This is a genomic window from Micromonospora sp. WMMD998 (assembly GCF_029581235.1).
Lineage (GTDB): Bacteria > Actinomycetota > Actinomycetes > Mycobacteriales > Micromonosporaceae > Micromonospora.
This window is the reverse complement of the sequence record NZ_CP120740.1, coordinates 2,569,692-2,596,122: the sequence shown is the minus strand read 5'-3', so window position 1 is coordinate 2,596,122 and position 26,431 is coordinate 2,569,692. Positions and strand designations below refer to the sequence as shown.

22 protein-coding genes are annotated in these 26,431 nt (G+C 75.2%); 14 read left to right on the top strand and 8 right to left on the bottom strand.

Features of this window, described 5'->3' with window-relative positions; translation table 11 throughout:
* Positions 1 to 91 precede the first annotated feature (91 nt).
* Together O7619_RS12260 and O7619_RS12255 are read right to left on the bottom strand one after the other, a co-directional pair.
* Positions 92 to 1,408: an extracellular solute-binding protein gene (locus O7619_RS12260; protein WP_282287747.1), complete on the bottom strand. Its 1,317-nt coding sequence runs from the start codon at positions 1,406 to 1,408 to the stop codon at positions 92 to 94.
* A gap of 207 nt (positions 1,409 to 1,615) precedes the next feature.
* Positions 1,616 to 2,161: a plasmid pRiA4b ORF-3 family protein gene (locus tag O7619_RS12255; RefSeq protein WP_282288798.1), complete on the bottom strand. Its 546-nt coding sequence runs from the start codon at positions 2,159 to 2,161 to the stop codon at positions 1,616 to 1,618.
* 150 nt (positions 2,162 to 2,311) lie between these two features.
* Between O7619_RS12255 and O7619_RS12250 the strand changes: the two genes are divergently transcribed.
* From O7619_RS12250 to O7619_RS12205, 10 genes are all read left to right on the top strand, one after another.
* Positions 2,312 to 3,076 carry a pyrimidine reductase family protein gene (locus tag O7619_RS12250; protein WP_282287745.1) on the top strand — a complete coding sequence of 255 codons (765 nt, stop codon included), beginning with the start codon at positions 2,312 to 2,314 and terminating at the stop codon, positions 3,074 to 3,076.
* Between the two features lie 217 nt (positions 3,077 to 3,293).
* Positions 3,294 to 5,042, top strand: coding sequence for an ATP-binding protein (locus tag O7619_RS12245; protein ID WP_282287744.1), 1,749 nt, complete (start codon positions 3,294 to 3,296; stop codon positions 5,040 to 5,042).
* Between the two features lie 10 nt (positions 5,043 to 5,052).
* Positions 5,053 to 6,201: an exonuclease SbcCD subunit D gene (locus O7619_RS12240; RefSeq protein ID WP_282287743.1), complete on the top strand. Its 1,149-nt coding sequence runs from the start codon at positions 5,053 to 5,055 to the stop codon at positions 6,199 to 6,201.
* The gene (locus O7619_RS12235) at positions 6,201 to 8,675 is read left to right on the top strand and encodes an SMC family ATPase (RefSeq protein WP_282287742.1); all 2,475 of its coding nucleotides are present in this window, start codon (positions 6,201 to 6,203) and stop codon (positions 8,673 to 8,675) included. The genes O7619_RS12240 and O7619_RS12235 overlap by 1 nt, the downstream gene beginning before the upstream one ends.
* Positions 8,672 to 9,640 carry a hypothetical protein gene (locus O7619_RS12230; protein ID WP_282287741.1) on the top strand — a complete coding sequence of 323 codons (969 nt, stop codon included), beginning with the start codon at positions 8,672 to 8,674 and terminating at the stop codon, positions 9,638 to 9,640. The genes O7619_RS12235 and O7619_RS12230 overlap by 4 nt, the downstream gene beginning before the upstream one ends.
* A complete protein-coding gene (locus O7619_RS12225; protein WP_282287740.1) occupies positions 9,640 to 10,497 on the top strand; it encodes a fused MFS/spermidine synthase in 858 nt (285 codons plus the stop codon). The genes O7619_RS12230 and O7619_RS12225 overlap by 1 nt, the downstream gene beginning before the upstream one ends.
* An 82-nt stretch (positions 10,498 to 10,579) precedes the next feature.
* Complete coding sequence (locus O7619_RS12220) at positions 10,580 to 11,278, top strand: sigma-70 family RNA polymerase sigma factor (protein ID WP_282287738.1); 699 nt, start codon at positions 10,580 to 10,582, stop codon at positions 11,276 to 11,278.
* The gene (locus tag O7619_RS12215) at positions 11,275 to 12,054 is read left to right on the top strand and encodes a zf-HC2 domain-containing protein (RefSeq protein WP_282287737.1); all 780 of its coding nucleotides are present in this window, start codon (positions 11,275 to 11,277) and stop codon (positions 12,052 to 12,054) included. Before O7619_RS12220 ends, O7619_RS12215 begins: the two co-directional genes overlap by 4 nt.
* A 202-nt stretch (positions 12,055 to 12,256) precedes the next feature.
* Positions 12,257 to 12,916, top strand: a complete 660-nt coding sequence (locus O7619_RS12210; RefSeq protein WP_282287736.1) for a hypothetical protein — start codon at positions 12,257 to 12,259, stop codon at positions 12,914 to 12,916.
* Positions 12,917 to 13,107: 191 nt separating this feature from the next.
* Entirely contained in the window at positions 13,108 to 14,022 is a 915-nt protein-coding gene (locus O7619_RS12205; protein WP_282287735.1) for a DNA-3-methyladenine glycosylase 2 family protein, read from the top strand.
* Here the strand turns inward: O7619_RS12205 and O7619_RS12200 are convergent.
* Complete coding sequence (locus O7619_RS12200; protein WP_282287733.1) at positions 14,016 to 14,513, bottom strand: DUF1990 domain-containing protein; 498 nt, start codon at positions 14,511 to 14,513, stop codon at positions 14,016 to 14,018. The two genes, O7619_RS12205 and O7619_RS12200, sit on opposite strands and share 7 nt — an antisense overlap.
* 74 nt (positions 14,514 to 14,587) lie before the next feature.
* Between O7619_RS12200 and O7619_RS12195 the strand changes: the two genes are divergently transcribed.
* Entirely contained in the window at positions 14,588 to 15,076 is a 489-nt protein-coding gene (locus O7619_RS12195; protein WP_282287731.1) for a GNAT family N-acetyltransferase, read from the top strand.
* A 40-nt stretch (positions 15,077 to 15,116) separates the two neighbouring features.
* Here the strand turns inward: O7619_RS12195 and O7619_RS12190 are convergent, their stop codons facing one another.
* Positions 15,117 to 15,329 (bottom strand): hypothetical protein, encoded by a 213-nt coding sequence (locus O7619_RS12190; protein ID WP_282287730.1) that lies wholly within the window; start codon positions 15,327 to 15,329, stop codon positions 15,117 to 15,119.
* A 136-nt stretch (positions 15,330 to 15,465) separates the two neighbouring features.
* On the opposite strand from O7619_RS12190, the gene O7619_RS12185 reads away from it, so the two are divergent.
* The 3 genes from O7619_RS12185 (at position 15,466) to O7619_RS12175 (ending at position 18,779) form a co-directional block, all read left to right on the top strand.
* Positions 15,466 to 16,578 carry an ATP-dependent DNA ligase gene (locus tag O7619_RS12185; RefSeq protein ID WP_282287729.1) on the top strand — a complete coding sequence of 371 codons (1,113 nt, stop codon included), beginning with the start codon at positions 15,466 to 15,468 and terminating at the stop codon, positions 16,576 to 16,578.
* A gap of 34 nt (positions 16,579 to 16,612) precedes the next feature.
* On the top strand, positions 16,613 to 18,202 hold the full coding sequence (locus O7619_RS12180) for an alpha/beta hydrolase (protein ID WP_282288796.1): 1,590 nt from the start codon (positions 16,613 to 16,615) through the stop codon (positions 18,200 to 18,202).
* Between the two features lie 124 nt (positions 18,203 to 18,326).
* A complete protein-coding gene (locus tag O7619_RS12175) occupies positions 18,327 to 18,779 on the top strand; it encodes a GNAT family N-acetyltransferase (RefSeq protein WP_282287727.1) in 453 nt (150 codons plus the stop codon).
* An 11-nt stretch (positions 18,780 to 18,790) separates the two neighbouring features.
* Here O7619_RS12175 and O7619_RS12170 read toward each other — a convergent pair whose 3' ends face one another.
* The 4 genes from O7619_RS12170 to O7619_RS12155 are packed head-to-tail and all read right to left on the bottom strand — an operon-like array spanning position 18,791 to position 26,410.
* Positions 18,791 to 19,504: an ABC transporter ATP-binding protein gene (locus tag O7619_RS12170; protein WP_282287725.1), complete on the bottom strand. Its 714-nt coding sequence runs from the start codon at positions 19,502 to 19,504 to the stop codon at positions 18,791 to 18,793.
* Positions 19,501 to 20,487 carry an ABC transporter ATP-binding protein gene (locus O7619_RS12165; RefSeq protein WP_282287724.1) on the bottom strand — a complete coding sequence of 329 codons (987 nt, stop codon included), beginning with the start codon at positions 20,485 to 20,487 and terminating at the stop codon, positions 19,501 to 19,503. The genes O7619_RS12170 and O7619_RS12165 overlap by 4 nt, the downstream gene beginning before the upstream one ends.
* On the bottom strand, positions 20,487 to 23,234 hold the full coding sequence (locus tag O7619_RS12160; protein WP_282287723.1) for an FtsX-like permease family protein: 2,748 nt from the start codon (positions 23,232 to 23,234) through the stop codon (positions 20,487 to 20,489). The genes O7619_RS12165 and O7619_RS12160 overlap by 1 nt, the downstream gene beginning before the upstream one ends.
* Complete coding sequence (locus tag O7619_RS12155) at positions 23,231 to 26,410, bottom strand: FtsX-like permease family protein (protein WP_282287721.1); 3,180 nt, start codon at positions 26,408 to 26,410, stop codon at positions 23,231 to 23,233. Before O7619_RS12155 ends, O7619_RS12160 begins: the two co-directional genes overlap by 4 nt.
* Between the last annotated feature and the right edge of the window lie 21 nt (positions 26,411 to 26,431).

Sequence of the window (26,431 nt, the reverse complement as noted above, 5' to 3'; positions counted from 1 at the left end):
CGCTACTCGGGCGACACCGGGCTCTGCGGGCACCGCGGGTGGCGCCGGCAGCACAGGGCTGCCGACGCCACCCGCGGGCGGCTCAACCGGGTCACTTACCGGCGGCCGCACCGTTCTTCAGCGCGTCCTGCCAGGCGGCGTCCGCCGACTTGCCCTGCTCCACCGAGCGCAGGCTGTTCTCCACCGCGGTACGCACCGCGCTGTTCTTCGGGCCGAGGTAGACCGGCTTCAGCTCGCTCGCGCCGGCGGCGAAGATCTTGCCGACCGGGGCCTTGCTGAAGTATTCGTTGGTCGAGTCGGCCACGGCCGGGTCGGTGAGCGCCTGCGGGTTCGACGGCAGGTTGCCGACCGCCTTGTACGCGCCGATCTGGCCCTGCGCGCTGGTCAGGAACTTGGCCAGCTCGACGGCCTCCTTCTGGTGCTTGCTCGACTTCGGCACGCCGAGGAAGGAGCCGCCCCAGTTGCCGCCGTTGCCGGGGGCCTTCGCGATGTCCCACTTGCCGGCCGCCGAGTCACCGGCCTGGCCCTTGATGACACCGGTCATCCAGGCCGGGCAGGCGATGGTGGCGAAGGTGGCGTTCTTGAACCCGGCGTTCCACTCGTTCGAGAAGGACTGCAGGTTGTTCGACAGCCCGGCGCCGACCATCTTGGTGGTGAGCTGGTACGCGGCCTGCACGTCCGGGTTCTGGTCGATGACCAGCTTGTTGCTCTTGTCGTAATACGTGTAGCCGGTGCCCTGGCCCGCGATCTGCATCAGCACGACGTTGTAGAAGTTGGTCGCCGAGTCGACGAACTTGTGCTTCTTGTCGGCGGCGGCGAACTTCTGGCCGGTGGCGATGAACTCGTCCCAGGTCGGCCAGAGCGCGCCGACCTGCTCGCGGTCGGTGGGCAGGCCGGCGGCCTTGAACAGGTCACTGCGGTAGCACAGCGCCATGCTGCCGACGTCGGTGCCGAGGCCCAGCACCTTGCCGTCGGGCGTGGTGCCCTGCTCCCACTTCCACGGCAGGAAGTTGCCCTTGAGGTCGTTCGCGCCGTGGTCGGCGAGGTTCACGAACTTGTCGGCCTGGGCGTAGAACTGGACGATGGTGCCCTCTTCCAGGGCCACCACGTCACCGGCGCCGGACCCGGCGGTGATCTGCTGGGTCAGGCGGGTGTTGTAGTCGTTCAGGCCGAGGCCCTTGCCCCGCTCCTGGATCTTGACGTTCTTGTGCTCGGCTTCGTACTGCTTGTACAGGTCCTCGTAACCGAAGCCCTGATCGCCGAAGACGTCGACGACCAGGGTGACCGGGCCGTCGCTGTCGCCGCCGCTCGACGAGTCATCGTCGCTGCACGCGGTCGCGGTGCCGAGCACCACGACAGACGCGAGCGCGATGGCCGCGAGCTGCCGACGGCGGATTGGGACGCTCATCTTTCAGACCCCTCTTTTCGGTGGTGAGGCGAGTTATCTGTGTGGTGGGGGGTGCGTGTCGCTCGTGCCGGAGCGGGCAGGGGAAGAGATCCACGCCACTCCCGGGAGCGCTCCCATGAGATTGCCGGCAGGTAACAGGGGTGTCAATAGGCCGCTGGGAGCGTTCCCATTTCGTTACCCCTGATCCGCGCCCGGCTGGGCCGCTGATCAGCAGCAGCGGCGGAGCAACGTGGTGGCGCGATCGGCGGCGAACCCGGCCGGGTCGAACGCCGGGCCGGCCCAGTCCCGCATGGTCAGGTGCTCGGGGTGCGCCGGGTCGGCGAGCGCGGCCAACAGCACGGCGTACCCCTCCGGGCCGCCCACGCCCTCCGGCGGGGCGGCGCGCTCGCCGTCCACACAGACCGGGTAGCGCTCGTCCGGGTCGGCGGCGCAGACGTCCTCCACCACGAGGTCGTGCTCCCACCAGTCGCCGAAGTCGTAGGTGTAGCGGAACCGGTCGCCCTTGCCCACCACCGCGTCCAACCGGACGTCCATCTCGTCGCGGAGCGCCAACTCGCCGTCCGGGTCGGGCTCGCCGTACTGCCGCCCGCCGACGTCGAACGAGTGCAGGTGGCAGTCCCGCCAGCCCACCGCGTGCTGGATCACCCGGTGCAGCCGGTCCAGGGTGTAGCCGCCGGGCACCAGCACCCGCCGCCAGAGCGGCGGCCGGACCCCGGTCAGGGACACCATCAGCTGGAAGATCTGACGCGGCACGTGGTCCCGTCCTTCCTCGGCATAGGCTGCCCGCATGATCTGCCGAGCCTGCCGGGAGCGGCGGCACGACGACTGTCCTGGCCGGAAGTGGTGCGACTGCCAGCACCGTACCCCCGAACCCACCCCGCCGGTCACCGGTCCGGCCGGCGAATGAGCGTCGGAACCCCGATCGATCGGATCTGGCCCGCGCCCGTCACCGGTCCGCTGACCGACCCGCAGCTCACCGCGCTCTACGGCCGCGCGCCCATCCCGCTCCTGCGGCTGAACTTCGTCGCCAGCGCGGACGGCGCGGTCACCCTGGACGGCTATTCCGCCGGGCTCTCCGGCGAGCCGGACAAGCGCGTCTTCGGGCTGCTGCGGATGCTCTGCGACGGCCTGCTGGTGGCCGCCGGCACGCTACGCCACGAGGGCTACCGCGCGGTGCGGCTCAGCCCCGGGCGCCGGGCCTGGCGACGTGACCGGGGGCTGGCCGAGTTCCCGACGCTCGTCGTGGTCTCCGGTTCGCTCGACCTCGATCCGGCCCAGGCGTGCTTCGCCGACGCCCCGGTCCGGCCGCTGGTGCTCACCCGGGCCGACGCCGAGCCGCCCACCGGCCTGACCGAGGTGGCCGACCTGATCCGCTGCGGCGCCGGCCGGGTCGACCTGACCGCCGGCCTGACCGAACTGCGCCGCCGCGGGCTGGGCCAGCTCCTCTGCGAGGGCGGGCCACACCTGTTCGGCGCGCTCACCGCGGCCGACCTGGTCGACGAGCTCTGCCTGACCGTGGCGCCGCTGCTCGCCGGCGCCGGTCCCGGCCGGATCACCGCCGGCCCCGCGAGCCCGCCGCGCCACCTCCCGCTGCGTCACGTGCTCGCCGCCCCCGACGGGGTGCTGATGCTGCGCTACGCCCGCGACCCCCTTCCGACCGCGCGCTGATTCACGGAAAGCGTGGCCTTGCCCGTCGGGATGAGCCCTCTTTCCGTGAATCCGGGTGCGCCAAGGGTGCGGGTGCGCACGCACGGTGGTCGGTCGGATCCGCGTGGCGACCGGCAGGCGTGGCGTCCGCCGCGTCGCGTGGCGACCTGTCGCATCCCTCGGGCAGGATGCAGGACGTGCGCCGTGACCGGAACGACCAGCCGACCGGAGACCGCCGATGACCGACGACCAGATCGACGGGCCCGGCGAGGGTGTCGGCCGGGTGCTCGGCACCGCCGACGCCACCCCGCTCACCTTCTGGACCGCCGTCGCCCCGGGGAGCTACCTGCAACTCGACGACGTGGTGGTGACCCGGCGCGACCTGCCCGACCGCGAGCCGGTGACCATCGCCGGCGTGGTGACCCAGGTGCGCGCCCGGCACGAGGGGGCGCAGTTCGACTCCGACGTCTTCGCCATCGCCGACGGCACGCTGCCGGCGCAGGTGCAGGAGGCCGCCGAGATCACCACCACCCGGGTCGACCCGGAGTTCTACGTCCCGCCCACCCCCGGCGCGGTGGTGCACCGGGCCGAGGGCGACGCCCGGGCCCGGGCGCTGCACTTCGACCGGATGGAACGGCGGGTCCCGATGGGGATGGGCCGCGACGGCGTGCCGGTCTACCTCAACGCCGACTTCCTCGACGGCACCCGGGGCGCGCACGTCTCCATCTCCGGCATCTCCGGCGTCGCCACCAAGACCAGCTTCGCGACCTTCCTGCTCTACTCCGTGTTCCGCTCCGGGGTGCTCGGCGGCGACGCGGTGAACGCCAAGGCGCTGATCTTCAACGTCAAGGGCGAGGACCTGCTCTTCCTCGACCACCCCAACAGCCGGCTCGACGACCCGACCCGCGCGGCGTACGCGAAGCTCGGCCTCGACGCCGGCGCGTTCCCCGACGTCCGGGTGTACGCGCCGCCCCGGGTCGGTGACTCGTCCGGCACGCCCGACGTGAGCAGCCGGCTCACCGGCGTGGACAGTTTCTACTGGACGCTGACCGAGTTCTGCGCCGACCGCCTGCTGCCCTACGTCTTCGCCGACGCCGACGACGAGCGCCAGCAATACACCATGGTGGTCCACTCGGTCGCCGCCCACCTGGCCCGCTACGCCCAGCCCGCCGACGGCGGGGTGAGCATCGACGGGGTCCGCCTCGGCTCCTACGCCGACCTGGTCGACCACGTCGTCGAGCAGCTCAACGACGACGAGACCCGGGGCGAGTGGGCCGGCAGCGCGGTCGGGCTGGGCACGGTCAACGCGTTCGCCCGCCGGCTCATCGGCAGCAAGAAGGACCTGGGCCGGCTGATCCGGGGGGATCTGGCCACCCGCCGCCCGCACTCGATCAACACCGCGGAGAGCGCCCAGGTCACCGTGGTCGACCTGCACAACCTGCCGGACCGCGCGCAGCGCTTCGTGGTCGGCGTGACGCTGAAGAGCGAGTTCGAGCGCAAGGAGAAGGCGGGCACCGCCAAGCCGTTGCTCTTCGTCGTGCTCGACGAGCTGAACAAGTACGCCCCCCGCGAGGGGTCCTCCCCGATCAAGGAGGTGCTGCTCGACATCGCCGAACGGGGCCGGTCACTGGGGGTGATCCTGGTCGGCGCGCAGCAGACGGCGAGCGAGGTGGAACGGCGGATCGTCACCAACTCGGCGATCCGGGTGGTCGGCCGGCTCGACCCGGCCGAGGCGTCCCGCCCGGAATACGGCTTCCTCCCGCCCGCCCAGCGGCAGCGGGCGCTGCTGGCCAAGCCGGGCACCATGTTCGTCAACCAGCCCGACATCCCGGTGCCGCTGTGCCTGGAGTTCCCGTTCCCGGCGTGGGCCACCCGGGTGTCGGAGGCCGGCCGCGCCCCGTCGGAGACGCTACGGTCGATCACCCAGGCCGCCGATCCGTTCGCGGTGGTCGGCTCCGGCTCCTCCGACGACGACATCCCGTTCTAGGCGGCACCAGATGAAGATCCTGCACACCTCCGACTGGCACGTCGGCAAGGTCCTCAAGGGGCAGTCCCGGGCCGAGGAACACACCCAGGTCCTGGCCCAGGTGATCGACATCGCCCGCGACGAGCGGCCGGACCTGGTGATCGTCGCCGGTGACCTCTACGACACCGCCGCGCCCACCCCGGAGGCGACCCGGCTGGTGACCCGCGCGTTGACCGCGCTGCGCCGCACCGGCGCCGACGTGCTGGCCATCGGCGGCAACCACGACAACGGCGCGGCGCTCGACGCGCTGCGGCCGTGGGCCGACGCCGCCGGCATCACGCTGCGCGGCAGCGTGCGGGAAAATCCGGCCGAGCACGTCGTCGACGGGGTGACCGGCGACGGCGAGCGCTGGCAGGTCGCCGCGCTGCCCTTCCTCTCCCAGCGCTACGCCGTCCGCGCGGTGGAGATGTACGCGCTCACCCCGGCCGAGGCCAACCAGACCTACGCCGACCACCTCGGCCGGGTGCTCGGCAAGCTGGCCGAGGGCTTCACCGAGCCGGACCGGGTGCACCTGGTCACCGCCCACCTCACCGTGGTCGGGGCGAGCACCGGCGGCGGCGAGCGGGACGCGCACACCGTGCTCGGCTACGCGGTGCCGGCCACCGTCTTCCCCGGCAACGCGCACTACGTGGCGCTGGGCCACCTGCACCGCTCCCAGCGGGTGATCGGCCCCTGCCCGATCCGCTACAGCGGCAGCCCGCTCGCGGTCGACTTCGGCGAGCAGGAGAACATCGGCTCGGTGACGATCGTCGAGGTGACCGCGACCACCGCCGCGCGCATCCGGGAGGTGCCGGTGCCCGGCGCGGTGCCGCTGCGCACGGTGCGGGGCACCCTCGCGCAGCTCGCCGAGATCGAGCCACCCGACGGCTGGTTGCGGGTCTTCGTCCGGGAGCAGCCCCGGGCCGGGCTGCGCGAGGAGGTCCAGGAGCTGCTTCCCCGCGCGCTGGAGATCCGGATCGACCCGGAGCTGATGCCGGCGCCGGGCAGCGGCACCCGCACCGCCCAGCGGGCCGGTCGTTCCCCGCGCGAGCTGTTCGCCGACTACCTGGGCAGCCGCGGGCACGCCGACGAGGGCGTGCGGGAGCTCTTCGACGAGCTGCTCGAGGAAGTTGAGCACTGATGCGGCCGATGCGGCTGGACATGGCCGGCTTCACCGTCTTCCGCGAGGAGACCACCGTCGACTTCACCGACGCGGACTTCTTCGCGCTGGTCGGCCCGACCGGCTCGGGCAAGTCGACGGTGCTCGACGCGATCTGCTTCGCGCTCTACGGCACGGTGCCGCGCTGGGGTGGCGCCCGGGGGTTGGCGAACGCGCTGGCGCCGTCGGCCACCGAGGCGCGGGTCCGGTTGGTCTTCGAGTCCGCCGGCGACCGCTACGTCGCCACCAGGGTGGTCCGCCGCGACGGCCGGGGCACGGTGAAGACGACGAACGCCGGGCTCCAGCTCATGCCGCCCGGGTTCGACATCACCAAGCTCGACACCGGGCTCAGCCCGGAGGACCTGGGCGACGTGGTGGCCGGCACCCCGGCCGAGATGGAGCAGGCGGTGCTCGACGCGGTCGGGCTGCCCTACGAGCAGTTCACCTCCTGCGTGGTGCTGCCGCAGGGGCAGTTCGCCGACTTCCTGCACGCCAAGCCGGCCACCCGCCAGCAGATCCTGGTCAACCTGCTCGGGCTTGGCGTCTACGAGGGGGTGCAGAAGAAGGCGGTCGAGCGCGCCGGGCAGGCCGAGGCGAAACTGGAGGCGGTCGACAAGATGCTCGGCGGCCTCACCGACGTCGACGACGCGCGCCTGGCCGACGCCCGGGGCCGGGTCGACGTGGTGCGCGAGCTGGCCGGCGCGGTCGCCGTGGCCGTACCGGAACTGGAGCGGGCCCGGGCCACGGCGGGTGAGCGGGCCGCGGCGCTGGCCGCCCTCGACGCCGAGCTGGGCGTGCTGGCCGGGGTCCGGCCGCCGGACGGCACCGCCGAGCTGGCTCGGGCGGTGGCCGCCGCCCGGGTGACCGCCGACGAGACGGCCGCGGCGGTCGGGCTGGCCGAGGAGCGGGAGGAGAAGCTGCGCGGCGAGCTGGCCGCCGCCGGTGACGAGAGCGCGCTGCGGCTGCACCTGCGGGCATACGCGGAGCGGGAGCGGCTGGCCGGCGAGGCGGCCACGGTCCGCGCCGCGGTCGACGCGGCGGGGGTCGAGCACGACGCGGCGGTGGCGGCGCTGGCCGACGCGCGGGCCGACGCGACGCGGGCCGAGGCCGAGCTGGAGGCGGCGTTCCGGGCGCACGAGGAGGCGAAGGCGGCCGACCAGGCGGTGGCGCTGCGGGCGCACCTGGTCGACGGCGCGCCCTGCCCGGTGTGCGAGCAGGTGGTCACCGCCGTGCCGGCGATGCCGAAGGGTTCGGCGGTGAGCCGGGCGCTCGCGGCCGGCAAGGCGGCGCGGGCGGCGAGCGAGACCGCCAAGCGGGTGGTGCAGGAGCGCGACACCGCCGCCCGTGACCTGGAGCGGGTGCTGCTGCGCGTGCGGGCCGAACACGACGGGCTGGCTGCGCGGCTGGCCGAGGTCGACGGGCAGCTCGCCGACGCCGCCACCCCGGACGCACTGCGCGCGTCGCTCGCCGAGCACGCCCGGCTGCGGTCGGCGCTGGACGAGGCGGCCGGCGCGGTCCGGGCCGGCCGGGAGGCCGCCCGGCGGGCCCGGGGCACGCTCGACGGCGCGCAGGACCGGCTGCGCCGGGCCTGGCGCGACTTCGACACGGCGCGGGACGGGCTGGCCCGGTTCGGCCCGCCGGCCGCCGACCGGGACGACGTGGCCGCCGCCTGGGCGGCGCTCGCCGGTTGGGCGGGCGAGCAGGCCGAGCGGCGACGGGCCGACCGGGGCGGGCTGGCCGACGCGGTCGACGCGGCCGAGCGGGCGGTGACCGAGGTGGCCGACCGGATCGGCGCGTCGTTCACCGCCGCCGGGCTGGACGCGCCGGACGACCCGCTGCGTGACGTCGCGGTGGCGGTGGAGCGGGCCGAGGCGGAGCTGCGCCGGTTGACCGAGCGCCGCGAGCAGGCGGCCGAGTTGCGCGAGCAGCGGGCCGGTCACGAGCACCAGGCGCGGGTGGCCCGCGCGCTCGCCGGGCACCTGCGGGCCAACAACTTCGAGCGCTGGCTGCTCACCGAGGCGCTCGACCTGCTTGTCGACGGCGCGTCGCGGATCCTGCGCGAGTTGTCCGGCGGGCAGTACGACCTGATCCACGACAAGGGCGAGTTCTTCGTGGTCGACCATCACGACGCCGGCCTGCGGCGCGGGGTGCGGACGCTGTCCGGCGGGGAGACGTTCCAGGCGTCGCTGGCGCTGGCGCTGGCGTTGTCGGAGCAGCTCGCCGGCATGTCCACGAGCGCGGCGAGCCTGGAGTCGATCGTGCTGGACGAGGGCTTCGGCACGCTCGACGCGGCGACGCTCGACACGGTCGCGGCCACCCTGGAGAACCTGGCCGCCCGGGGCGACCGGATGGTCGGCGTGGTGACGCACGTGCCGGCGCTGGCCGAGCGGATCCCGGTCCGCTTCGAGGTCCGCAAGGACGCCCGCACGGCCCGCATCGAGCGGACCGGCCTGTGAGCGTACGGCCCAGGTTCTTCGTCGACACGTGGGATCCGGCGTACGGGGCGTCGTTCGAGGCGGCGGGCGGGGCCGGGCCGGCGACGCCGAGCAGCGCCCAGGTGGAGGCCGACGTCGAGCTGCCGGTGACCGACTGGCGCGCCATCGGCCCCCGGCCGGGGGTGCGGGCGCCGGACGTGGTGCTGCTCGTCGACGGGGTACGCCGGATCGACGCCAGCATCTGGACGGCGGAGGAGGACGGCGGCTCGTTCCCCGGCATCGCCGCCTCCTACGCGGCCGGTGTGGTCCGCTGTGACCTGGACCGGGGCGCCGCCGAGCTGGCCGGGTCCCGGGTGGGCCGGGGCCTGTTCACCGCCAGCCCGTCGGCGGGGGACGTGGTGGCCGGGACGATCCGCTACCCCGTGCACCGGGTCGGTGGCACCGGCGAGTTGAGCAAGCTGCCGGCCGCGGTGCAGGGCCCGCTCACCGCGCTGGAGGTGGACGTGTCGGACGCGGTGCGCGCCGACGGCGACCTGCTGGTGGTGGACGGTCCGCTGCGCAGCCGGCGGAACCTGCCGCGCACGCTCGGCTACATCAAGACGCAGCACAGCCAATACCTCGACGCCCGGCTGACCGCGGTGGTGACCGGGCTGGCACCGGGCCAGCGCTGCCCGGTGTTCCGGTTGGGCACCGCGTGGGGCGGCTGGTCGTGGTATCTGCGGCTGCCGGTGGCCGCCGGGGCGCCCTGGGCGGGCATCGTGCGGATGGAGTGCTCGGCCGAGCTGAGCGTGCCGGAGGCGATCGCGCTTGCCGACCTGTCGCTGGTCACGCTGCCCCGGTTCGCGTCGACGCCGTACAAGGACCCGCGCGCCCCGCAAAATTTGGTGCCGATCGCCGGGTTGGAGCGCAAGCTGCGCGGGATGCTCGGCGACGCGCGGCTGCTGCACCGGGTGCTCACGTCGGCCGCGCGCGGGATGCGGCGCTGATGGGCCGGCGGCGCGACACCGACCGGGTGGTGGTCGACGTCGACACCGGGCGGGCCGAGCTGGTGCCGGACCGGGACCGCCCCGGCTCGTGGACGCTGCTGCTGGACGGCGCGCCGCAGTCCCACGTCGACCTGGCCGACCCGACGCACCTGGAGTTCGAGTACGTGCGGCGGCTGGCCGCCGCGATCGACCTGGTCGCGCCCGCCGGCGCGGCGCTACGGGTGCTGCACCTGGGCGGCGGCGCGCTCACCCTGCCGCGCTACGTGCGGGCGACCCGGCCCGGCTCGACGCAGCGGGTGTCCGAGGTGGACGGCGCGCTGGTGGAGCTGGTGCGGCGGGAGCTGCCGTGGCCGGCCGATCCGCGGCTGCGGGTCCGGGTGGCCGACGCCCGCGCCACGCTGGCGTCGAGCCGGGACGCCGGCTACGACGTGATCGTGGCGGACGTCTTCGCCGGCGCCCGCACCCCGGCCCACCTGACGTCGGTGGAGTACGCCGCCGAGGTGGCCCGGGTGCTGGCGCCCGACGGCACGTACCTGGCGAACGTGGCCGACGGCCCGCCGTTGCGGCACGTCCGCGGGCAGGTCTCCACCGTGCGTACCGTGTTGCCCCGGGCCTGCCTGGTGGGCGACGCGGCGGTGCTGCGCGGCCGGCGGTACGGCAATCTGGTGCTCGTGGCGTCCCGGGTGGAGCCGCCGGTGCCGGAGCTGGCCCGGCGCGCGGCCGGCGACTGGTTTCCCGGCCGGGTGGTGGCCGGCGCGGAGCTGGACCGGTTCGCCGGCGGCGTGCCGGTGGTGCGCGACGCGGACGCCGTCGACTCCACTCCGCCGCCGCCAGGAATTTTTTCTGTCAAACGTTGATCCGTTCGTGGGTCCGGTGCGTATCACCGGGCGGCCATGCCCGTGGGGGGCCGGCTGATGTCATTGGACACCGGAGGTCTGCATGCATGCGGTGGCGGCCGGCTGGCACGGCGAGGTGGCGAGGCCCGAGTGGATGTTCGCCCGGGCGCAGTCACACTCCCGGGCGGCGCGCTCGGATCGGGGGGTCGACGCCCGACCCGCCGATCGCCAGAATGATCCGGTGCCGCCGCGACCCGCTCCCGGACGCCACCAGGCGACCTCCGCCGAGGCCAGCCACTCCGACCAGTTGATCCGCCTGCTCTACGCCGAGCACGCCGGCCCGCTGCTGATGTTCGTGATGCGACTGACCGGTGGGGACCGGCAGCGCGCCGAGGACATCGTGCAGGAGACGCTGCTGCGGGCCTGGCGCAACGCGCACCGCCTGGGTGTGCAGGGCCAGGGCTCGTTGCGTCCGTGGCTGGTCACGGTGGCCCGGCGGATCGCCATCGACGAGCACCGCAGCGAGCAGGCCCGCCCACCGGAGACGTACGACCGGGACCTGACCGCGTTCGCCGAGTCGGACAGCACCGACCGGGTGTTGCGCACGATGACCGTGGCGGACGCGCTGCGGACGCTGAGCCAGTCGCACCGGGAGATCCTGGTGGCGACGTACTTTCGGGGGCGTACCGTCCCCGAGGCGGCGGAGGAGCTGGGCCTTCCGCTCGGCACCGCCAAGTCACGGGTCTACTACGCGCTGCGCGCGCTGCGCACCGCTCTGCAGGAGAGGGGGGTGACGGAATGAGCCGGGCCGACCACATGGACGTCGCCGCATATGCGCTCGGCGTGCTCGACGCACAGGACGCGGAGCGGTTCGAGGAGCACCTGGCCACCTGCTGGGCGTGTGCCGCCGAGTTGGAGACGATGGTCCCGGTGGTGGGGATGCTCTCCGGCATCGACGGCGAGGCGATGGCCGCGTTGGAGCAGACCCACACCGATCCGGCGTTGCTGGACCGCACGTTGGTGGCGGTGCGGCGGGACCGGCGGCGTACCCGGGTGCGGCAGTTGCTCGCCACCGCGGCGGCCGTGGTGGTGCTCGGCGGTCTGAGCGGGGTCGCGGCCGGGATGCTCGGGGACGACTCGGCGCCGGTGCCGCAGGCCGAGCCGACACAGAGCGTGCCCACGGCGGCGCCGAGCGGCGGACCGGTCGATCCGAACCAGCCGGGTGTCGGCGGGAACGAGCAGGAGGGCGAGGAGCACAACGCCACCGACGCGGGCACCGGGGTGAAGACGACGATGTGGCTGGCGAAGAAGGAGTACGGCACGCAGATCGCCGTGCAACTGAGCCGGCTGCCGGGCCCGCGCACCTGCCGGTTGCTCGTGGTGCGGAAGAACGCCACGACTGAGGTGGTCGGCACCTGGTCGGTGCCGGGCAGCGGGTACGGCACCAACCAGAATCCGCTCGGGCTGGAGCTGACCGCGTCCACCTCGGCGCCGCTCGGCGACATCGAGAAGGTGCAGGTGCAGTCCGTGGACGTCAACGGGGTGGCCAGTCCGCTGGTGACCGTCTCCGACCTGTAGATCCACCGCGCCGACGGCGCCGGGCGGCGAGACCGCCCGGCGCCGTCGCGTCGTGTGCGGACGGCCCCGTCGTGGTGGCGCACGCGCGGCGGGCGGGATCGGTTCAATCGGTCCACTGTGAAATGGACCACGCTTCCGCGTTCAACCTTGACAGCGCCGCCGCCCGTACTACTCGGCGAACTGCCAAGAACGAGGAGGGCACGTGGCACACCACAAGCGGACGACCGTCATCGTCGCGAGCGCGATGGTCGCACTTACGGCCTGCGCCCCAGCAGGCTACGACGGGGCGAACTCGAGCGCGGCGGAGCCGGTCGCCGTCGCCGCGGCCGAACCCACCGCGGCGGCCGAGCCGGAGGCGTCGGCCACCCCCGAGGTGCCGACCGACGACCAGGCGGCACCCCCGTCGGACGTGAAGCTCACCGACCAGTTGGTCGGCAAGACCCTGCCCCGGATGGGCAAGGTCGTCACCGACCAGGACGGCTGGGTGCTGTACCGGTTCGACAAGGACTCGTCGAAGCCCGCGCAGTCCAACTGCGTGGACAAGTGCGCCGAGGTCTGGCCGCCGGCGCTGACCGACGGCAACCCGCAGTTGCAGGGCGTCTCCGACGACAAGATCGGCACGGTCACCCGGCAGGACGGCACCCGGCAGATCACCATCGGGGACTGGCCGGTCTACCGCTACATCGGCGACAAGAAGCCCGGCCAGTGGAAGGGCCAGGCCGTCGGGGGCACCTGGTTCGTCGTCGACCCCAACGGCAAGAAGAACCTGACCTGCCTGCCGAAGGGCACCCCGAAGGCGGTGGCGCCCCCGTCGTCGAGCGACTCGGGCGACTCGGGCGGCGGCTCGGACTACTCGTACTGACCGCACCGGACACGGTGGCCGGCCGCCGCCGGGGAGGGCGCGGCCGGTCACCGTCGTGGACCCGGGAGGCGGGGCGTACCGGCATCGCCCCGCCTCCCGGCACCGACACACCGACAGACCGACACCGCCGTGGGCCCACCGCCCACGGCGGTGTCGTCCGTGCCGGCGGGGCCACGTGGCAGAGTGGCGGGGTGACCCCGCCCGACGCCCGCCGGACGCTGCGACCGCCGACCGGCTACCGACTGGCCGCCTCGGTGCGGGCGCTGACCTTCAGCCCGTACGACCCGTGCGCGCGGATCGCCGCCGGCAGCTTCTGGTGGGCCACCCGCACCCCGGACGGACCGGCCACGCTGGCGCTGCGCCCGGAGGCCGGCGAGTTGGTCGCCGAGGGCTACGGCCCGGGGGCGTCCTGGGTGGTCGAGCACGCCGACGGCGTCGCCGGGCTACGCGACGACCTGACCGGGTTCGCCGCGCTCGCCGCCGCGCACCCGCTCGTGGCCCGGCTGGCGCAGGCGCACCACGGGCTGCGGATGCCCGCCACCGGCCAGGTCTTCCCCCGCCTGCTGCGGGCCGTGTTCGAGCAGAAGGTCACCGGCAAGGAGGCGTACCGGGCGTACGCGGCGACCGTGCGGCACTTCCGCGAGCCGGCGCCCGGCCCGCTGCAACCGCTGCTGCTGCCGCCGGCGCCGGCCGCGGTGGCAGCCACGCCGTACTGGGTCTTCCACCCGTTCGGGGTGGAGCAGCGCCGGGCCGACACGCTGCGCCGCGCCGCCGCCGTCGCGGACCGGCTGGAACGCTGCGCGGACGCCGCCGAGGCCACCCGCCGGCTCACCGCGATCCCCGGCATCGGCGCGTGGACCGCCGCCGAGGTGGTCCGGATCGCCTACGGGGACCCGGACGCGGTGAGCGTCGGCGACTACCACGTGCCGAACACGGTGGCCTGGGCGCTGGCCGGGGAGCCGCGTGGCGACGACGCCCGGATGCTGGCGTTGCTGAAGCCGTTCGCCGGGCACCGGGGGCGGGTCTGCGTGCTGCTGGAGGCCGCCGGCATCCAGGCGCCGAGGTACGGGCCGCGCGCCCCGATCCGCTCCTTCGCCCGCTACTGAGAGGCGAGCCGGCGCAGCGTCCGCCCCAGCCACCAGGCGTACACCCGCTGGAAGCTCCGGGTGACCGGCCCGGCGGCGCGGACGTACCAGTGTGCCGGCCGGCTGAACGCGGTCACCTCGAACCAGGTCCCGTCCGGCTCGCGGGTGACCAGGAACGCCTCCTCGCCGACCTCCGGGTGCCCGGGCAGCGTGCCGTAGCCGAAACCGGCCCGGTCCGGCTCGTCGACGGTCCAGACCACCTCAGTCGGGCCCCAGACCCGCGCCGGGCCGACGCCGAGTCCCGGCGTGACCCGCACGCCGGGGGCGGCCCGCGGCGCGTCGGCGCGCATCACCACGCCGGCGGCGCGGTGCAGCCGCCAGCCGAGCACCGCGTCCGCCGCGGTGGGAAAGGCGCCCTCCGGCAGCCGGACCCGGTGGCGCAGGTGGTGGTAGCCGGCCGGCAGGTCGCCGCCGCGGGTCGCGCCCACCTCGGGGTACGTCAGCTCGGGCACCTCGGCCACCTCTCCTCGGACGGGGACACCCGCCAGGGTACGACCGCCCGGGGCGGATGTGGTGAGCTGAGCGGGTGACCGATGACGTGACAGTCGTCCCCGCCGTCGTCGCGGACGCCGGTGAGATCCTCACCGTGCAGCGCGCCGCCTACCTGGTGGAGGCGCAACGCTACCGGGACGTGTTCCTGCCCCCGCTGACCGAGACGCTGGACGAGGTCCGGGCCGCCCTGTCCGGCCCGGTCGTGGTGCTCGTCGCCCGGCACGGCGCCCGCCTGGTCGGCTCGGTGCGGGCCCGGGTGGACGGCGACACCGCCCACGTCGGCCGGCTGTCGGTCGCTCCGGACCAGCAGGGTCGCGGCATCGGCGGCCGGCTGCTGGCCGCGGTCGAGCAGGCGTGCGCCGACCGGGTGGCGCGGTTCGCGCTGTTCACCGGCGCGCGCAGCGCGGAGAACCTGGGGTTGTACGCGCGGCGCGGCTATCTCGTGGTGGCGCACCGGTCGGACGAGAACGGCAACCGCCTGGCGGTGCTGGAGAAGGTCACTCCGGCTCGCAGCGACGCCTGAGCGGTGGTCGAACTGCGCGGCCGGCGGCCGTCGATCCGCGTCAGGCGGCCTCGCGCAGGTCGGCGAGGCCGACCGGGGCGTACCGCCGCAGCAGGCGTTCCAGTTCGGCCACCGAGCCCACCTCGCCGACGACGTTCGCGCCACCGCCGTGCTCCGGCGGGTAGCGGTGCACCAGCCGGTAGCGGTAGCGCCCCCGGACCAGCTCCACGCTGACCCGCCAGCGACCGCAGCATCCGCAGCTCCACTCCGGCACCCCGCGACGCTAGCTCCGACCTGCGCCTCCGCCATCCGGTCGCGGGTGATGAACGGGTCCGGGACGGGACACGCCGCCCGCCGCCGGGCGGTGATCTGCCTCACGGCTGTCGGTGGGGTCTGGTTGACTTGTCGCCGTGGACCTGCCGATCAACCCGCCGGTCGAGCCGATGCTGGCCAAGAGCGTGGCCGAGCTGCCCAGCGATCCCGGCCTGACCTACGAGCCGAAGTGGGACGGCTTCCGCTGCATCGTCTTCCGCGACGGCGACGAGGTCGAGCTGGCCAGTCGCGGCGGCAAGTCGATGACGCGCTACTTTCCCGAGGTGGTCGAGCAGGCGCGTCGCCAGCTCCCGCCCCGGTGCGCGGTCGACGGCGAGCTGATCGTGATCCGCCGGGACGGTCCCGGCGGGCAGCCGCGCCTCGACTTCGAGCTGCTGGCCCAGCGGATCCATCCGGCCGCCTCCCGGGTGAAGCTGCTCGCCGAGACCACACCTGCCGACTTCGTCGCGTTCGACCTGCTCGCCCTCGATGACGAGCTGCTCATCGACCGGCCCTACCCGCAGCGCCGGGAGCGGCTGGAGCGGGCCCTGGCCGGGGTCCGCCCGCCGGTGCACGTGACCCAGGTGACCACCGACCCGCAGACCGCCCGGCGCTGGTTCGAGGTGTTCGAGGGCGCCGGCCTGGACGGGCTCATCGTCAAGCCGGCCGACCTGCCCTACGAGCCGGGCAAGCGGCTGATGTTCAAGGTCAAGCACGCCCGCACCGCGGACGCGGTGGTGGCCGGCTTCCGCTGGCACAAGTCCGGCCCGGTGGTCGGCTCGCTGCTGCTGGGGCTCTACGGCGACGACGGGTTGCTGCACCACATCGGCGTCAGCTCCTCGTTCACCATGGCCCGCCGCAAGGAGCTGCTCGACGAGCTGGAGCCCTACCGCGAGGTCGGCGGCGAGCACCCGTGGGCGCACGGCGACCACGAGCGGGGCCAGCGCATCCCGGGCGGGGTGAGCCGGTGGACCGGCGGCAAGAACCTGGAGTGGGAGCCGCTGCGCCCCGAGCTGGTGGTCGAGGTGGCCTACGACGCGATGGAGGGCGACCGGCTGCGGCACACCGCCCGCTTCCTGCGCTGGCGGCCCGACCGTGATCCGCGCTCCTGCGACTACGGCCAGCTCGACCGCCCGATCCGCTACGACGTCGACGAGGTGCTGCGCGGGGATCCGGCGGCGACGGTGAACGACGCCGGCGGCCGGGCGTAGCCTGACGGTCGACACGATCATGGAGGGCGTGCACGTGACCCGCTTCCCCGCCCGGCCGCGCCGGATCCGGCCCGCGCTGGCCGCGTTCGTCGCGGCGGTGGTGCTCACCGCCGGCTGCACGCTGCCGGCGTTCGCCCCGCGCGCCGAGAGCGAGGGCGAGGCGGCCCCGCCGGGCACCGCGCCCACCTGGCGGGCCTGCCCCGAGGTGCCCGACGAGCTGGTCGGTCGGGGCGCCTCCGGCATGCGCTACGACTGTGCCCGGATCGCCGTGCCCCGCAACTGGGGTGCCGGTGCGGCGACCGGCGCGACCGCCGGGCCGGGCACCGGCGAGACGTTCGAGATCGCGCTGATCCGGATCCGGTCGGCCGAGCAGCGCGACCGGATCGGGTCGCTCGTGATCAACCCGGGTGGTCCCGGCGCCTCCGGCGTGGACACCGCGGTCTACCTCTCCTTCGGCCCGGCGTTCGGCGGCCTGCCGACGGCGGTCACCGACCGGTTCGACATCGTCGGCTTCGATCCGCGCGGGGTGGCCCGGTCCAGCCCGGTCAAGTGCATCCCCGACGCCGACCTGGACGCCAGCTTCGGCTACGACCCCGACCCGGAGAGCCAGGCCGCCTTCGACGGCTTCGTCGACCTCAACCGGCGCATCGGGCAACGCTGCGGCGCGAAGTACGGCGACCAGCTCCCGCTCTACAGCACCGCGCAGGCCGCCCGGGACATGGACGCGGTGCGCGCGGCGGTCGGCGACGACAAGCTGACCTACCTGGGTTACTCCTACGGCACGCTGCTCGGCGCCACCTACGCGCAGCTCTACCCGCAGCGGGTGCGGGCGCTCGTGCTCGACGGCGCGGTCGACCCGCGACAGCAGATCGTCGCCGGTTCGGAGAGCCAGGCCAAGGGCTTCGAGCGCGCGTTCGACAACTTCTCCCGGTGGTGCGCGGCCAACGCCGGCCGCTGCCCGATCGCGCCGGACGCCCGCGGGGCGGTCACCGCCGCGATCGACAAGGCCAACGTCTCCCCGGTACGCGGCGCGGGCGGCCGGGAGGCCACCGCCGGCTGGGTGTTCTACGCGGTGATCTCCTCGCTCTACACCGAGCAGGGCTGGCAGGAGCTGGCCCAGGCGATCGACGACCTCCAGGGCGGCGATCCGGCGGGGGTGTTCAAGCTCGCCGACGCCTACGCGGGCCGCACGGACGACGGGCACTACTCCAACCTGTTCGACGCCAACCTGGCGATCAACTGCGCCGACGAGGCCGAGAAGCCGACCCGGGAGCAGGTCCGCTCCTTGCAGTCGCAGTGGCGGCAGAAATACCCGCTGTTCGGCCCGGCGCTGGCGGTGGGGATGCTCGGCTGCGTGGAGTGGCCGGGTGGGCGTGACCCCTATCCGACCGGGCGGGCGGACGGCGCGCCGCCGATCCTGGTGGTGGGCACCACCGGTGACCCGGCCACGCCCTACGAGCAGACCGCCGCGCTGGCCTCGATGCTCGGTGTGGGACGGGTGCTCACCTGGGAGGGCGAGGGGCACACCGCCTACCCGCAGACGCGGTGCGTGACCGCGGCCGTCGACGCCTACCTGATCTCGCTCACCGTCCCCCGGGCGGGGCAGCGCTGCCCCGCCCGGTGACGGCGGCGTCCGGCCGGTCCCGCATCGCGATCACCGTGACCACGCCGGCGGTGGCCGGAGACTGGTGGTGGACGCCGCGGAGCTGGCTGGACGCCTGCTGACGGTCCGTGCCAGGCTTGCCCGCGTGACCGATGTGATCTTCCGGGAGGCGGTCCGGGCCGACCTGCCCGCCGTGCTCGCGCTGCTCGCCGACGACGTGCTGGGCCGCACCCGCGACCTCCCCGAGGTCGACGCCGCGTACGAGCGGGCGTTCGCCGACCTCGACGCCGACCCGCGCAACCACCTGATCGTCGCCGACGACGGCGGTGAGCTGGTCGGCTGCCTCCAGATCACCTACATCCCCGGGTTGGGACGGCACGGCGCGGAGCGCTCGCTCATCGAGGCCGTGCGGGTCCGTTCCGACCGACGCGGACGCGGGCTGGGCCGGGCGATGATGCGCTGGGCGATCGACCGGGCGCGCGAGCGGGGCTGCGCGCTGGTGCAGCTCACCACCGACAAGCGGCGCGCCGACGCGCACCGCTTCTACGTCGGCCTCGGGTTCGCGGCCAGCCACGAGGGGATGAAGCTGGCGCTGTAGGACGCGCCGGCTCAGTCGGTCACCAACTGCCCGTCGCGCAGGACGAGGGTGCGGTCGGCCAGCTCGATCAGCGCCGGGTCGTGCGTCGCGACGAGCGCGGTCATCCCCCGGGCGTGCACCACGGCGCGGAGCAGGTCCATGATCGACCGGCCGGTCTCGGAGTCGAGCTGCCCGGTCGGCTCGTCGGCGATGAGCAGGTCCGGCTCGTTCGCCAACGCCCGGGCCACCGCCACCCGCTGCTGCTGCCCGCCGGACAGCTCGTACGGGCGCTGCGCCGCGTGCGCGCCCAGCCCGACCAGTTCCAGCAGCACCGCCACCCGCTGCTCCCGCTCCGCCGCCGGCACCTTGGCCAGCCGCAACGGCACCCCGACGTTCTCCGCCGCGGACAGGATCGGCACCAGGCCGAAGGTCTGGAAGATGAAGCCGACGGTGCCCCGGCGCAACGACAGCAACTCCCGCTCCCCCGCCGCGGTCACGTCGTGCCCGGCCACCCGGATCCGCCCGGTGTCCGGCCGGTCCAGGCCGCCGACCAGGTTCAACAGCGTGGTCTTGCCGGCGCCGGAGCGGCCCCGGAGCGCGACCAGCTCACCCCGCCCGGCGACGAACGAGACGTCCCGTACGGCGTGCACGGCGTGTTCCCCCCGGCCGAAGGTGCGGCTCACCCCCTCGACCCGGACCACCTCCTCGACGGTGGTCGCCGGCAGCGCCACGGCCCGGTCGGTCATCGCTCACTCTCCTCGGCGTGCGCCCGGTCGCCGGGACGCACCTCGACGTGGTCGGGTTCCAGGTTGAGCCGGACCCGGTCGCGCAGGGACAGCGCCTCCACGAACGGCGCCGGCAACTGCATCCGGCCGGTGCGGTCGAGCACCGCGTACTCCTCGCTGACCATCTCGGTGCCGCCGTCGGCGGTGACCCGGGCGGTCCGGCGTACCTCGGAGGCGGTCCGGCCGTCGCGGATCGCGACGGTCCGGCGGACCTGGCCGGCCACGGCGTGGTCGTGGGTGACCACCACGATGGTCACCCCCAGCTCGGCGTTGATGGTGCGCAGCGCCGCGAAGACCTCCGCGCCGGTCGCCTCGTCCAGCTCACCTGTCGGCTCGTCGGCGAAGAGGATCTCCGGGTCGTTGGCCACCGCCACCGCCACCGCGCACCGTTGCTGCTCGCCGCCGCTCATCTGGCCCGGCCGTCGGTCCGCGCAGTAGCCGACCCCGACCATGTCGAGCAGCCGGCGGGCCCGCTCCCGCCGGTCCCGCCGGCCGCCGTGCCGCCCGGCCAGCTTCATCGGCAGCTCGACGTTCTCCAGCGCGGTCAGGTACAGCAGCAGGTTGCGGCCGGTCTGTTGCCAGACGAAGCCGACCATCTCCCGCCGGTAGGCCAGGCGTTTCCGGTTCGACAGGGCCAACAGGTCGTACTCGGCTACCCGGGCGATGCCGGCGGTCGGGGTGTCCAGCCCGGACAGGATGTTGAGCAGGGTGGACTTGCCGGAGCCGGAGGCGCCCACGATCGCGACCAGCTCACCCCGGTCGATCACCAGGTCCAGGCCCTGGAGGGCGACCACCTCGACGCCCTCGGTCTTGAAGATGCGCACCAGGCCGTCGCAGACGATGTGCCCGCGCAACCGGTCCCGCCCGCCGGCCCGTTCGGCGGCGCGTTCGGCCGCGCGCTGGTGCAGGGCGGCCAGGTCCGGTGCGGAAGCGGTCGCGGTCATCAGCTCTCCTCTCCGAGCCGCAGCACCTCACCGAGGCGCATCCGGCGGTTGTTCACGGCCTCCACGGTCAGCGCGAAGCCGAGGGCCAGCAGGGCCAGGGCCGACACCCCGGCCACCAGGCCGGGCTCGAAACGGGGACGCACGGTCACCCCGCCGGTGAACGCGGGCAGGCCGAGCACCGGGGTGAGCAGCAGCGGCAGCAGCGCGCCGACCACCGCGCCGGTGAGCACCGCCACCAGCACCAGCGGCGTCAGTTCGACGAGCAGCATCCCGCGCCACTGCCGGCGGGACAGGCCCATGGTGCGCAGCCGGGAGAGCACCTGCCCGCGGGAGCGGGCGCCGGCGAGCACCGCGAACGCCAGCCCGAGCAGGCCCAACACCGCACCGCCGCCGGCGCCGAGCGCGAAGCCGAACACCAGCAGCCCGTTCACGCCGCTGCCACCCAGCTCGGCCCGGACGGCGGACCGGGTCGTCACCTCCGGCGCGCGTGCCCTGTCCGCGGCGGCGACCGCGCCGATCCGCAGGTAGCGGCGCTGCCCCTCGATCGCCACCCGGTTCACCTCGGCCGGATCCACGGTCGGCCCGGCCAGCACGAAACCGTTGGGCGCGAGCGGGTGCAGGGCGTCCGCCGGCAGCGCCGGCCAGGGCAGCACCACGAACCGGCTGACGTCGCCGTCGACGAGCGGGAACCCGTCGACGGTGGCGGCGGTCCGCACCGGCAGCCGGTTGCCCTGCACGTCCAGCCAGGCGGGACGCCGCCCCTGCGCGTCCGCGAGCCCGGCCTCGGCCAGTTCCCCGGCGACCGCCGGGGACACCAGCGCCGGCAGCGGGACGCTGCCGTCACCGCCGGCACGCAGCAGGTCCGGCACCCGCACCGGTACGCCCGCGCGGCGGGCCACCTCGGCGAAGCGGTCACCGTCGACGAGCAGCACCCGCAGCTCCCGCAGCGGCGCGGGACGGCCGGCCCGGTCGGCGTACGGCCGCTCGGCCGGGACGGTCAGCAGCGGCGCCACCGCGCGGACGCCTGGTAGCGCGGCCAACTGCGCGGCGGTGTCCGGCGCGAACCGCTCGCCGCCGATCAGGACGTCCCCGGGCACGGCGTGGACGGCGGCGGTGTCCCGGCCGGTCTCGATGCCGGTCGCCACCACCCCGCAGAACGCGGCGGTGGCGACCGCCAGCACCACCACGACGAGCGGCCCGGTGCTGGCCGCCCGGCCGGCGCGGGCGGCGCCGAGGAACGCGACGCTGCCGCGCGCCCGGGCCGCGGCCCGGCCGAGCAGCCGCAACGGCCACGGGTACGCGCGCAGCGCCAGCAACGCCGCGGCCACCGCCAGCAGCACCGGCACCGACACCAGCAGCGGATCCACCGAACCGGGGGTGAGCCCGCGCCGGCGCAGCAGGAACGCCCCGAGCACGGCGACCGCGAGCACCGCCGCCTCGACGGTCAGCCGGACCGCCGGGGACCGGCCGCCGAGGTCGGACCGCTCGGCGCCCCGGCGGCCGGCGGCGAGCGCCGCCAGCGGCGGGAGCGCGGTGGCGAGCAGCGCGGCCAGCAACACCCACCGCGACGACGTGCCGGTGCCGGGTAGCAGGCCGCCGAGCAGCCAGCCGATCCCGGCCGCGGCCGGCAGCACCAACGCCGACTCGGCCAGGCCCCGACGCAGCAGGTCACCCGTCGACCCGCCCCGGGCCCGGATCAGGTGGAACTCGGCGCGGCGACGACGCGCGGCCAGCCGGGCGGCCAGCAGGGACAGCCCGGCCAGCGTGGCGAGCAGCCCGGCGGCGATGACGGCGAGCAGCGTACGCGCGGCGGCGAGCGCGGCGGCGAAGCGGCGCAGCACGATGTCCACGCCCTGGTTCAGCCGGACCGAGGCGGGGCGGACCCGGTCCAGCCCGTCGAGGCCCGCGATCAGCGCGTCGAGCCGGCCGGGAGCGAGCCGGTCCGGGGCGATGCGGTACCGCCAGGCGAAGCTCACCGGCCAGCCGACGGCGGCGGCGGCGTCCACCCCGGCGGCGGCGGTGTAGCCGACCGCCACGTAGGGCTTGCCGTCCCCCTCGGGCGGGGTGAGCCGCAGCATCGGCGGCAGACCGTCCCAGGCCCCGTCCTTCGGGTCGTTCGCCCGCCACACCCCGACCAGCTCGACCGGGCGGGACATCAGCACCTCGCCGGTCGGGCTGTTCGGTCGCAGCAGCGACAGGCGGAACCGGTCGCCGGGTGCGACGCCCAGGCTCGTGGCCACGGTGTCGGCGAGCGCCACCTCGATCGCGCCGGCTTCGGTGACGCCGCGTTCCGGCCACCGCCCACCGGTGAGCGTGGCCGCCTCGCGCAGCCCGTTCCCGGTCCGCAGGGCCAGGTCGATCAGCCCCTTGTCGCTGCCGAGCGTCGGGCCGCGCAGCCGACCCGCCGCCGTGTTCGCCACCCACCAGCGCTCCCCGATCGTCTCCCGCACCGCGCCTGGCATCCCGTGCTCGATCGCCGCGAGCTGGGCGGCCTGGCCGGCGACGACCGGCTGGCGGGTCGGCGGGAACGTGGCCGGGCCGGTGTCGTACGTGAGGTCGCGCAGCGCCACCGGCTGGTTGGCGACGTGCTCGCGCAGCCCCTGGCCGGTGAGCCGGTCGGCGATCCGCGGCACCCCGACGATCAGCAGGGCGGTCACCACGGTCAGGACGGCGAGCAGCAGGAACTGCCCCCCGTACGCCCGGACCCGGCCCGCGGCACCTGGCAGGCTGATCGCTACGGGACTCATAGGGTTCCCCCGATCCGGAGCTGCACGGCGGTGACCCGCTGGCGGATCCCGGTGGTGATGACGGCGGCGAAGGCGAGCGCGGCGAGCAGCAGCCCGGCGGCGGTCAGCCCGATCGGCGCCCAGGGCACGACGAAGGCCGCCTCCGGCACCGGCCGGCCGGCGGCCGGGGTGAGAATCACCAACGGCACCATGGTCGCCGCGACCACGGCGCCGATCGCCAGCCCCACCGCGACCCCGATGGCGGCGAGGAACGTCTGCTCGGCCAGGTAGGCGCGGGCCAGCAGCCGGCTGGTCGCGCCCAGCGTGGTGAACACCGCGAACTCGCCGAGCCGGCGGCGGGTGGTGGCCCAGATGTCCACCGCCAGGCCGACCAGGGCGAGCAGCACCGAACCGAGCGCGGCGGCGAGCAGCCCGGTGCGGGCGCCCCGCCAGTACGGGTCCCGGGCCGCCTCCCGCGCCACCTGCCGCCGGTCGTGCAGGGTGGTGCCGTCGAGCGCGGCGAGCGCCGAGGCCGCGGCGACGTGATCCCCGGTCCGCAACCACCACTCGGCCACCGGCCGGACGCCGCCGCGTCGTTGGAGCATCTGGTCGGTGGCGGCCGGCAGGTCGAGGAGCACCCCGTCGCCGTCGGCGCCGGGGACCGCGGCGACCTGGCCCACCACCGTGACCTCGAGCGTCACCTCGGCAAGCGTCAGTTTCAGGGTGTCGCCGGTGCCCACGCTCAACGCGGTCGCGACACCCGGGGTGACAAGCACCGGCACCGGTGGGTCCTCCCCCCGGGGCACCACGGCGAACCGGGTCGGCGGCGTCGTCGCGTACCCGAGCATCCCCTCCGGCACGACGTACGTCCGGGTGGCGTCCACGCTTGTCGGGGTGGTCCGGGCGGCCCCGCGCGGACCGTTCGCCGGGTCGATCACCCGCCACGCGCCGTCCACCGGGAGCGGCAGCGCGGCCCCGGCGGCGTCGGTGAGGCGCAGCCCGTCCAGTCGCAGCCGGTAGGCGGAGCCGAGTACGTCCCCGCCGTCGGCCTCGAAGCCGGCCAGCCGCAGCGGCGCGCCGCCGGCCTCCGGCAGCGCGACGGAGAAACGCACCGGTCGGCCGTCGCCGCCGGCCTCGGCCAGCCGCAGCCGCCAGGCGGTGCCGGTGTCGGTGGTGAACAGGGCGGTCACGGTCACCGTCGGCGGTCCGAATTCGGTGTCAACCGGGGTGCGGACGGTGCCGTACAGCGTCCGCGCCCCGGCCGGCAGGACGCCTCCGGCGGGCGCGCCCCGCCCGCCGACCAGCCGGTCCAGCAGCGCGGCGGTGGACGCCCCGCCGTCGGCGTCGTCCAGTCGGATCATCCCGCGCGCGGCGGCGGCGTCCAGGGCGATCGCGGTGGCCGGCAGAGCCTCCCGGCCGAGGCGGATGTCGTCCCGCCAGGCCGGCAGCACCCGGTCCACCCCGGCAACGGCGGCCAGCCCGGCGGCCCGGTCGTCGGGGGCGGCACCGTCGCGCTCGGTCAACCGCAGGTCGGTGCCGACCGTGTGCCAGGCCTGGTCGCGCTGCGACCGCTCCCAGGAGGCGACAAGCGACCAGGCCAGGGTGCTGCCGCCGACGGCGAGCGCGAGCAGCAGCACCGGCCCGGCGTGCGGGCGGCGACCGGCCTGCCACATGCCGAACATGGTGGCGTTCCACGGCCGCCGGTCGACGAAGCGTTCCGCGAGCCGGGTGGTCGGTGGCAGCAGCCGCAGCGCGATCACGGCGCCCGCCAGCACGCCGATGGTGGGCGCGGCGGCGAGCAGCGGGTCGATGCCGAGGCGGCCGTTCGCGCCGGCCAGCGGTGAGGAGTACTGCCGCAACTGGGTCCAGGCGAGCACGGCCAACGCCACCAGCACGAGGTCGACGCTGGCCCGTTGCACGGCCGCGCCCCGGGTGGGCCGGGAGCGGGCCGCCATGTCCGCGACGTAGGTGCCGGCCCGGCGCAGGGCCGGCAGCACCATGGCGAGCAGGCAGCCGACGGCGGCGCCGACCGCGACCGACCAGACCCGGGCGACACCGCCGTCGGTCAACCCCAGGTCCGCGCCGAGATACCGGACCGCCTGCCCGGTCAGCGCCGGGGCCAGCAGCACGGCCGGCGCCACCACGAGCGTCGCCTCGCGTACGGCGAGCCCGGCGAGCTGGCCACGCGCGGCGCCCCGGGCCCGCAGCAGCGCGGTCTGCGCCCGCCGGTCCTCGTTGAGCAACGCGGCCACCAGCACCAGCGCGTACCCGCCGAGCACCACGATCAGCAGCAGCGGGGTGAGCAGGGCGGACCGGCCCACCAGGTCGGCCCGGCTGAGCCGGTCGACGAGCCGGTCCAGGTGGCTGACCTGCTGCGCGGAGGAACCCAGGCCGGTGGCCTCGGGCAGCCGACCGGTGACGTCGGCGAGCGCGGCGGTGACGTCGGACAGCCGGGCCGGCTCGACCCGGACCAGGTCCGGGGCGACCAGCCAGGCCGCCGACACGGACCCCGGGAAGGTACGCGCGAAGTCGGCCGGGTCCAGCACGAACGGCCCGTACGAGCTGCTCGCCGCGTCGCCCTGGCTGTCGCCGACGCCGGGGGCCAGCCGCCAGTAGGCGTCGGACGGGTCCCGGGGCCGCCAGGTGCCGGCGACCGTCACCGAGCCGGCGCGTTCCGCCGCCCGGTCGAACAGCGGCACCCGCTCCCCGACCGCCAGGCCGAGCCGCGCGGCGACCTTCTCCGGGACGGTGACCTGGAGCGGGGTCGCGCCGGGCGTCGGCCACGTGCCGGCGGTCAGCTCGGCGCGCGCCGGCAGGTCGTCCAGGACACCGAGGTTGGCGAACATCGGGTCGTCGTCGGTGCGTGCGGTGCCCACGTCGCCGGTCAGCTCCCGCCCGGTGCCGTAGCGGGCGGCGGCGACGGTGACGGGAGCCCCGCCCAGTCCGTCGGCGAACTGCGCCCGGACCGCCCGGTCCCGCTCGGCGAACGCGGTGGCGTCGGCGCCGCCGGAACCGCTGACCAGCAGGCTGCGCTCCTCCGCCGGGGCGGCGTCGAGCACGGCGCGGGCACCCGCCTCGACCGCCCGCCGGTTGTAGTCGGAGAGCCCGGTGACCAGCCCGACCGCGACGAGCGCCGCGACCGCGGCGGCGAGCAGCAGCCCACGGGCCTCGACCGCCCGCCTCCACACCAGCTTCATCCGATGTCCCTCCCTGGCCCC

Coding starts and splice junctions, on each gene's coding strand:
- O7619_RS12155 (WP_282287721.1), bottom strand. CDS start 26,410: ATGAAGCTGGTGTGGAGGCGGGCGGTCGAGGCCCGTGGGCTGCTGCTC.
- O7619_RS12260 (WP_282287747.1), bottom strand. CDS start 1,408: ATGAGCGTCCCAATCCGCCGTCGGCAGCTCGCGGCCATCGCGCTCGCG.
- O7619_RS12225 (WP_282287740.1), top strand. CDS start 9,640: ATGGGCCGGCGGCGCGACACCGACCGGGTGGTGGTCGACGTCGACACC.
- O7619_RS12220 (WP_282287738.1), top strand. CDS start 10,580: ATGCATGCGGTGGCGGCCGGCTGGCACGGCGAGGTGGCGAGGCCCGAG.
- O7619_RS12165 (WP_282287724.1), bottom strand. CDS start 20,487: ATGACCGCGACCGCTTCCGCACCGGACCTGGCCGCCCTGCACCAGCGC.
- O7619_RS12235 (WP_282287742.1), top strand. CDS start 6,201: ATGCGGCCGATGCGGCTGGACATGGCCGGCTTCACCGTCTTCCGCGAG.
- O7619_RS12170 (WP_282287725.1), bottom strand. CDS start 19,504: ATGACCGACCGGGCCGTGGCGCTGCCGGCGACCACCGTCGAGGAGGTG.
- O7619_RS12245 (WP_282287744.1), top strand. CDS start 3,294: ATGACCGACGACCAGATCGACGGGCCCGGCGAGGGTGTCGGCCGGGTG.
- O7619_RS12160 (WP_282287723.1), bottom strand. CDS start 23,234: ATGAGTCCCGTAGCGATCAGCCTGCCAGGTGCCGCGGGCCGGGTCCGG.
- O7619_RS12240 (WP_282287743.1), top strand. CDS start 5,053: ATGAAGATCCTGCACACCTCCGACTGGCACGTCGGCAAGGTCCTCAAG.
- O7619_RS12215 (WP_282287737.1), top strand. CDS start 11,275: ATGAGCCGGGCCGACCACATGGACGTCGCCGCATATGCGCTCGGCGTG.
- O7619_RS12250 (WP_282287745.1), top strand. CDS start 2,312: ATGAGCGTCGGAACCCCGATCGATCGGATCTGGCCCGCGCCCGTCACC.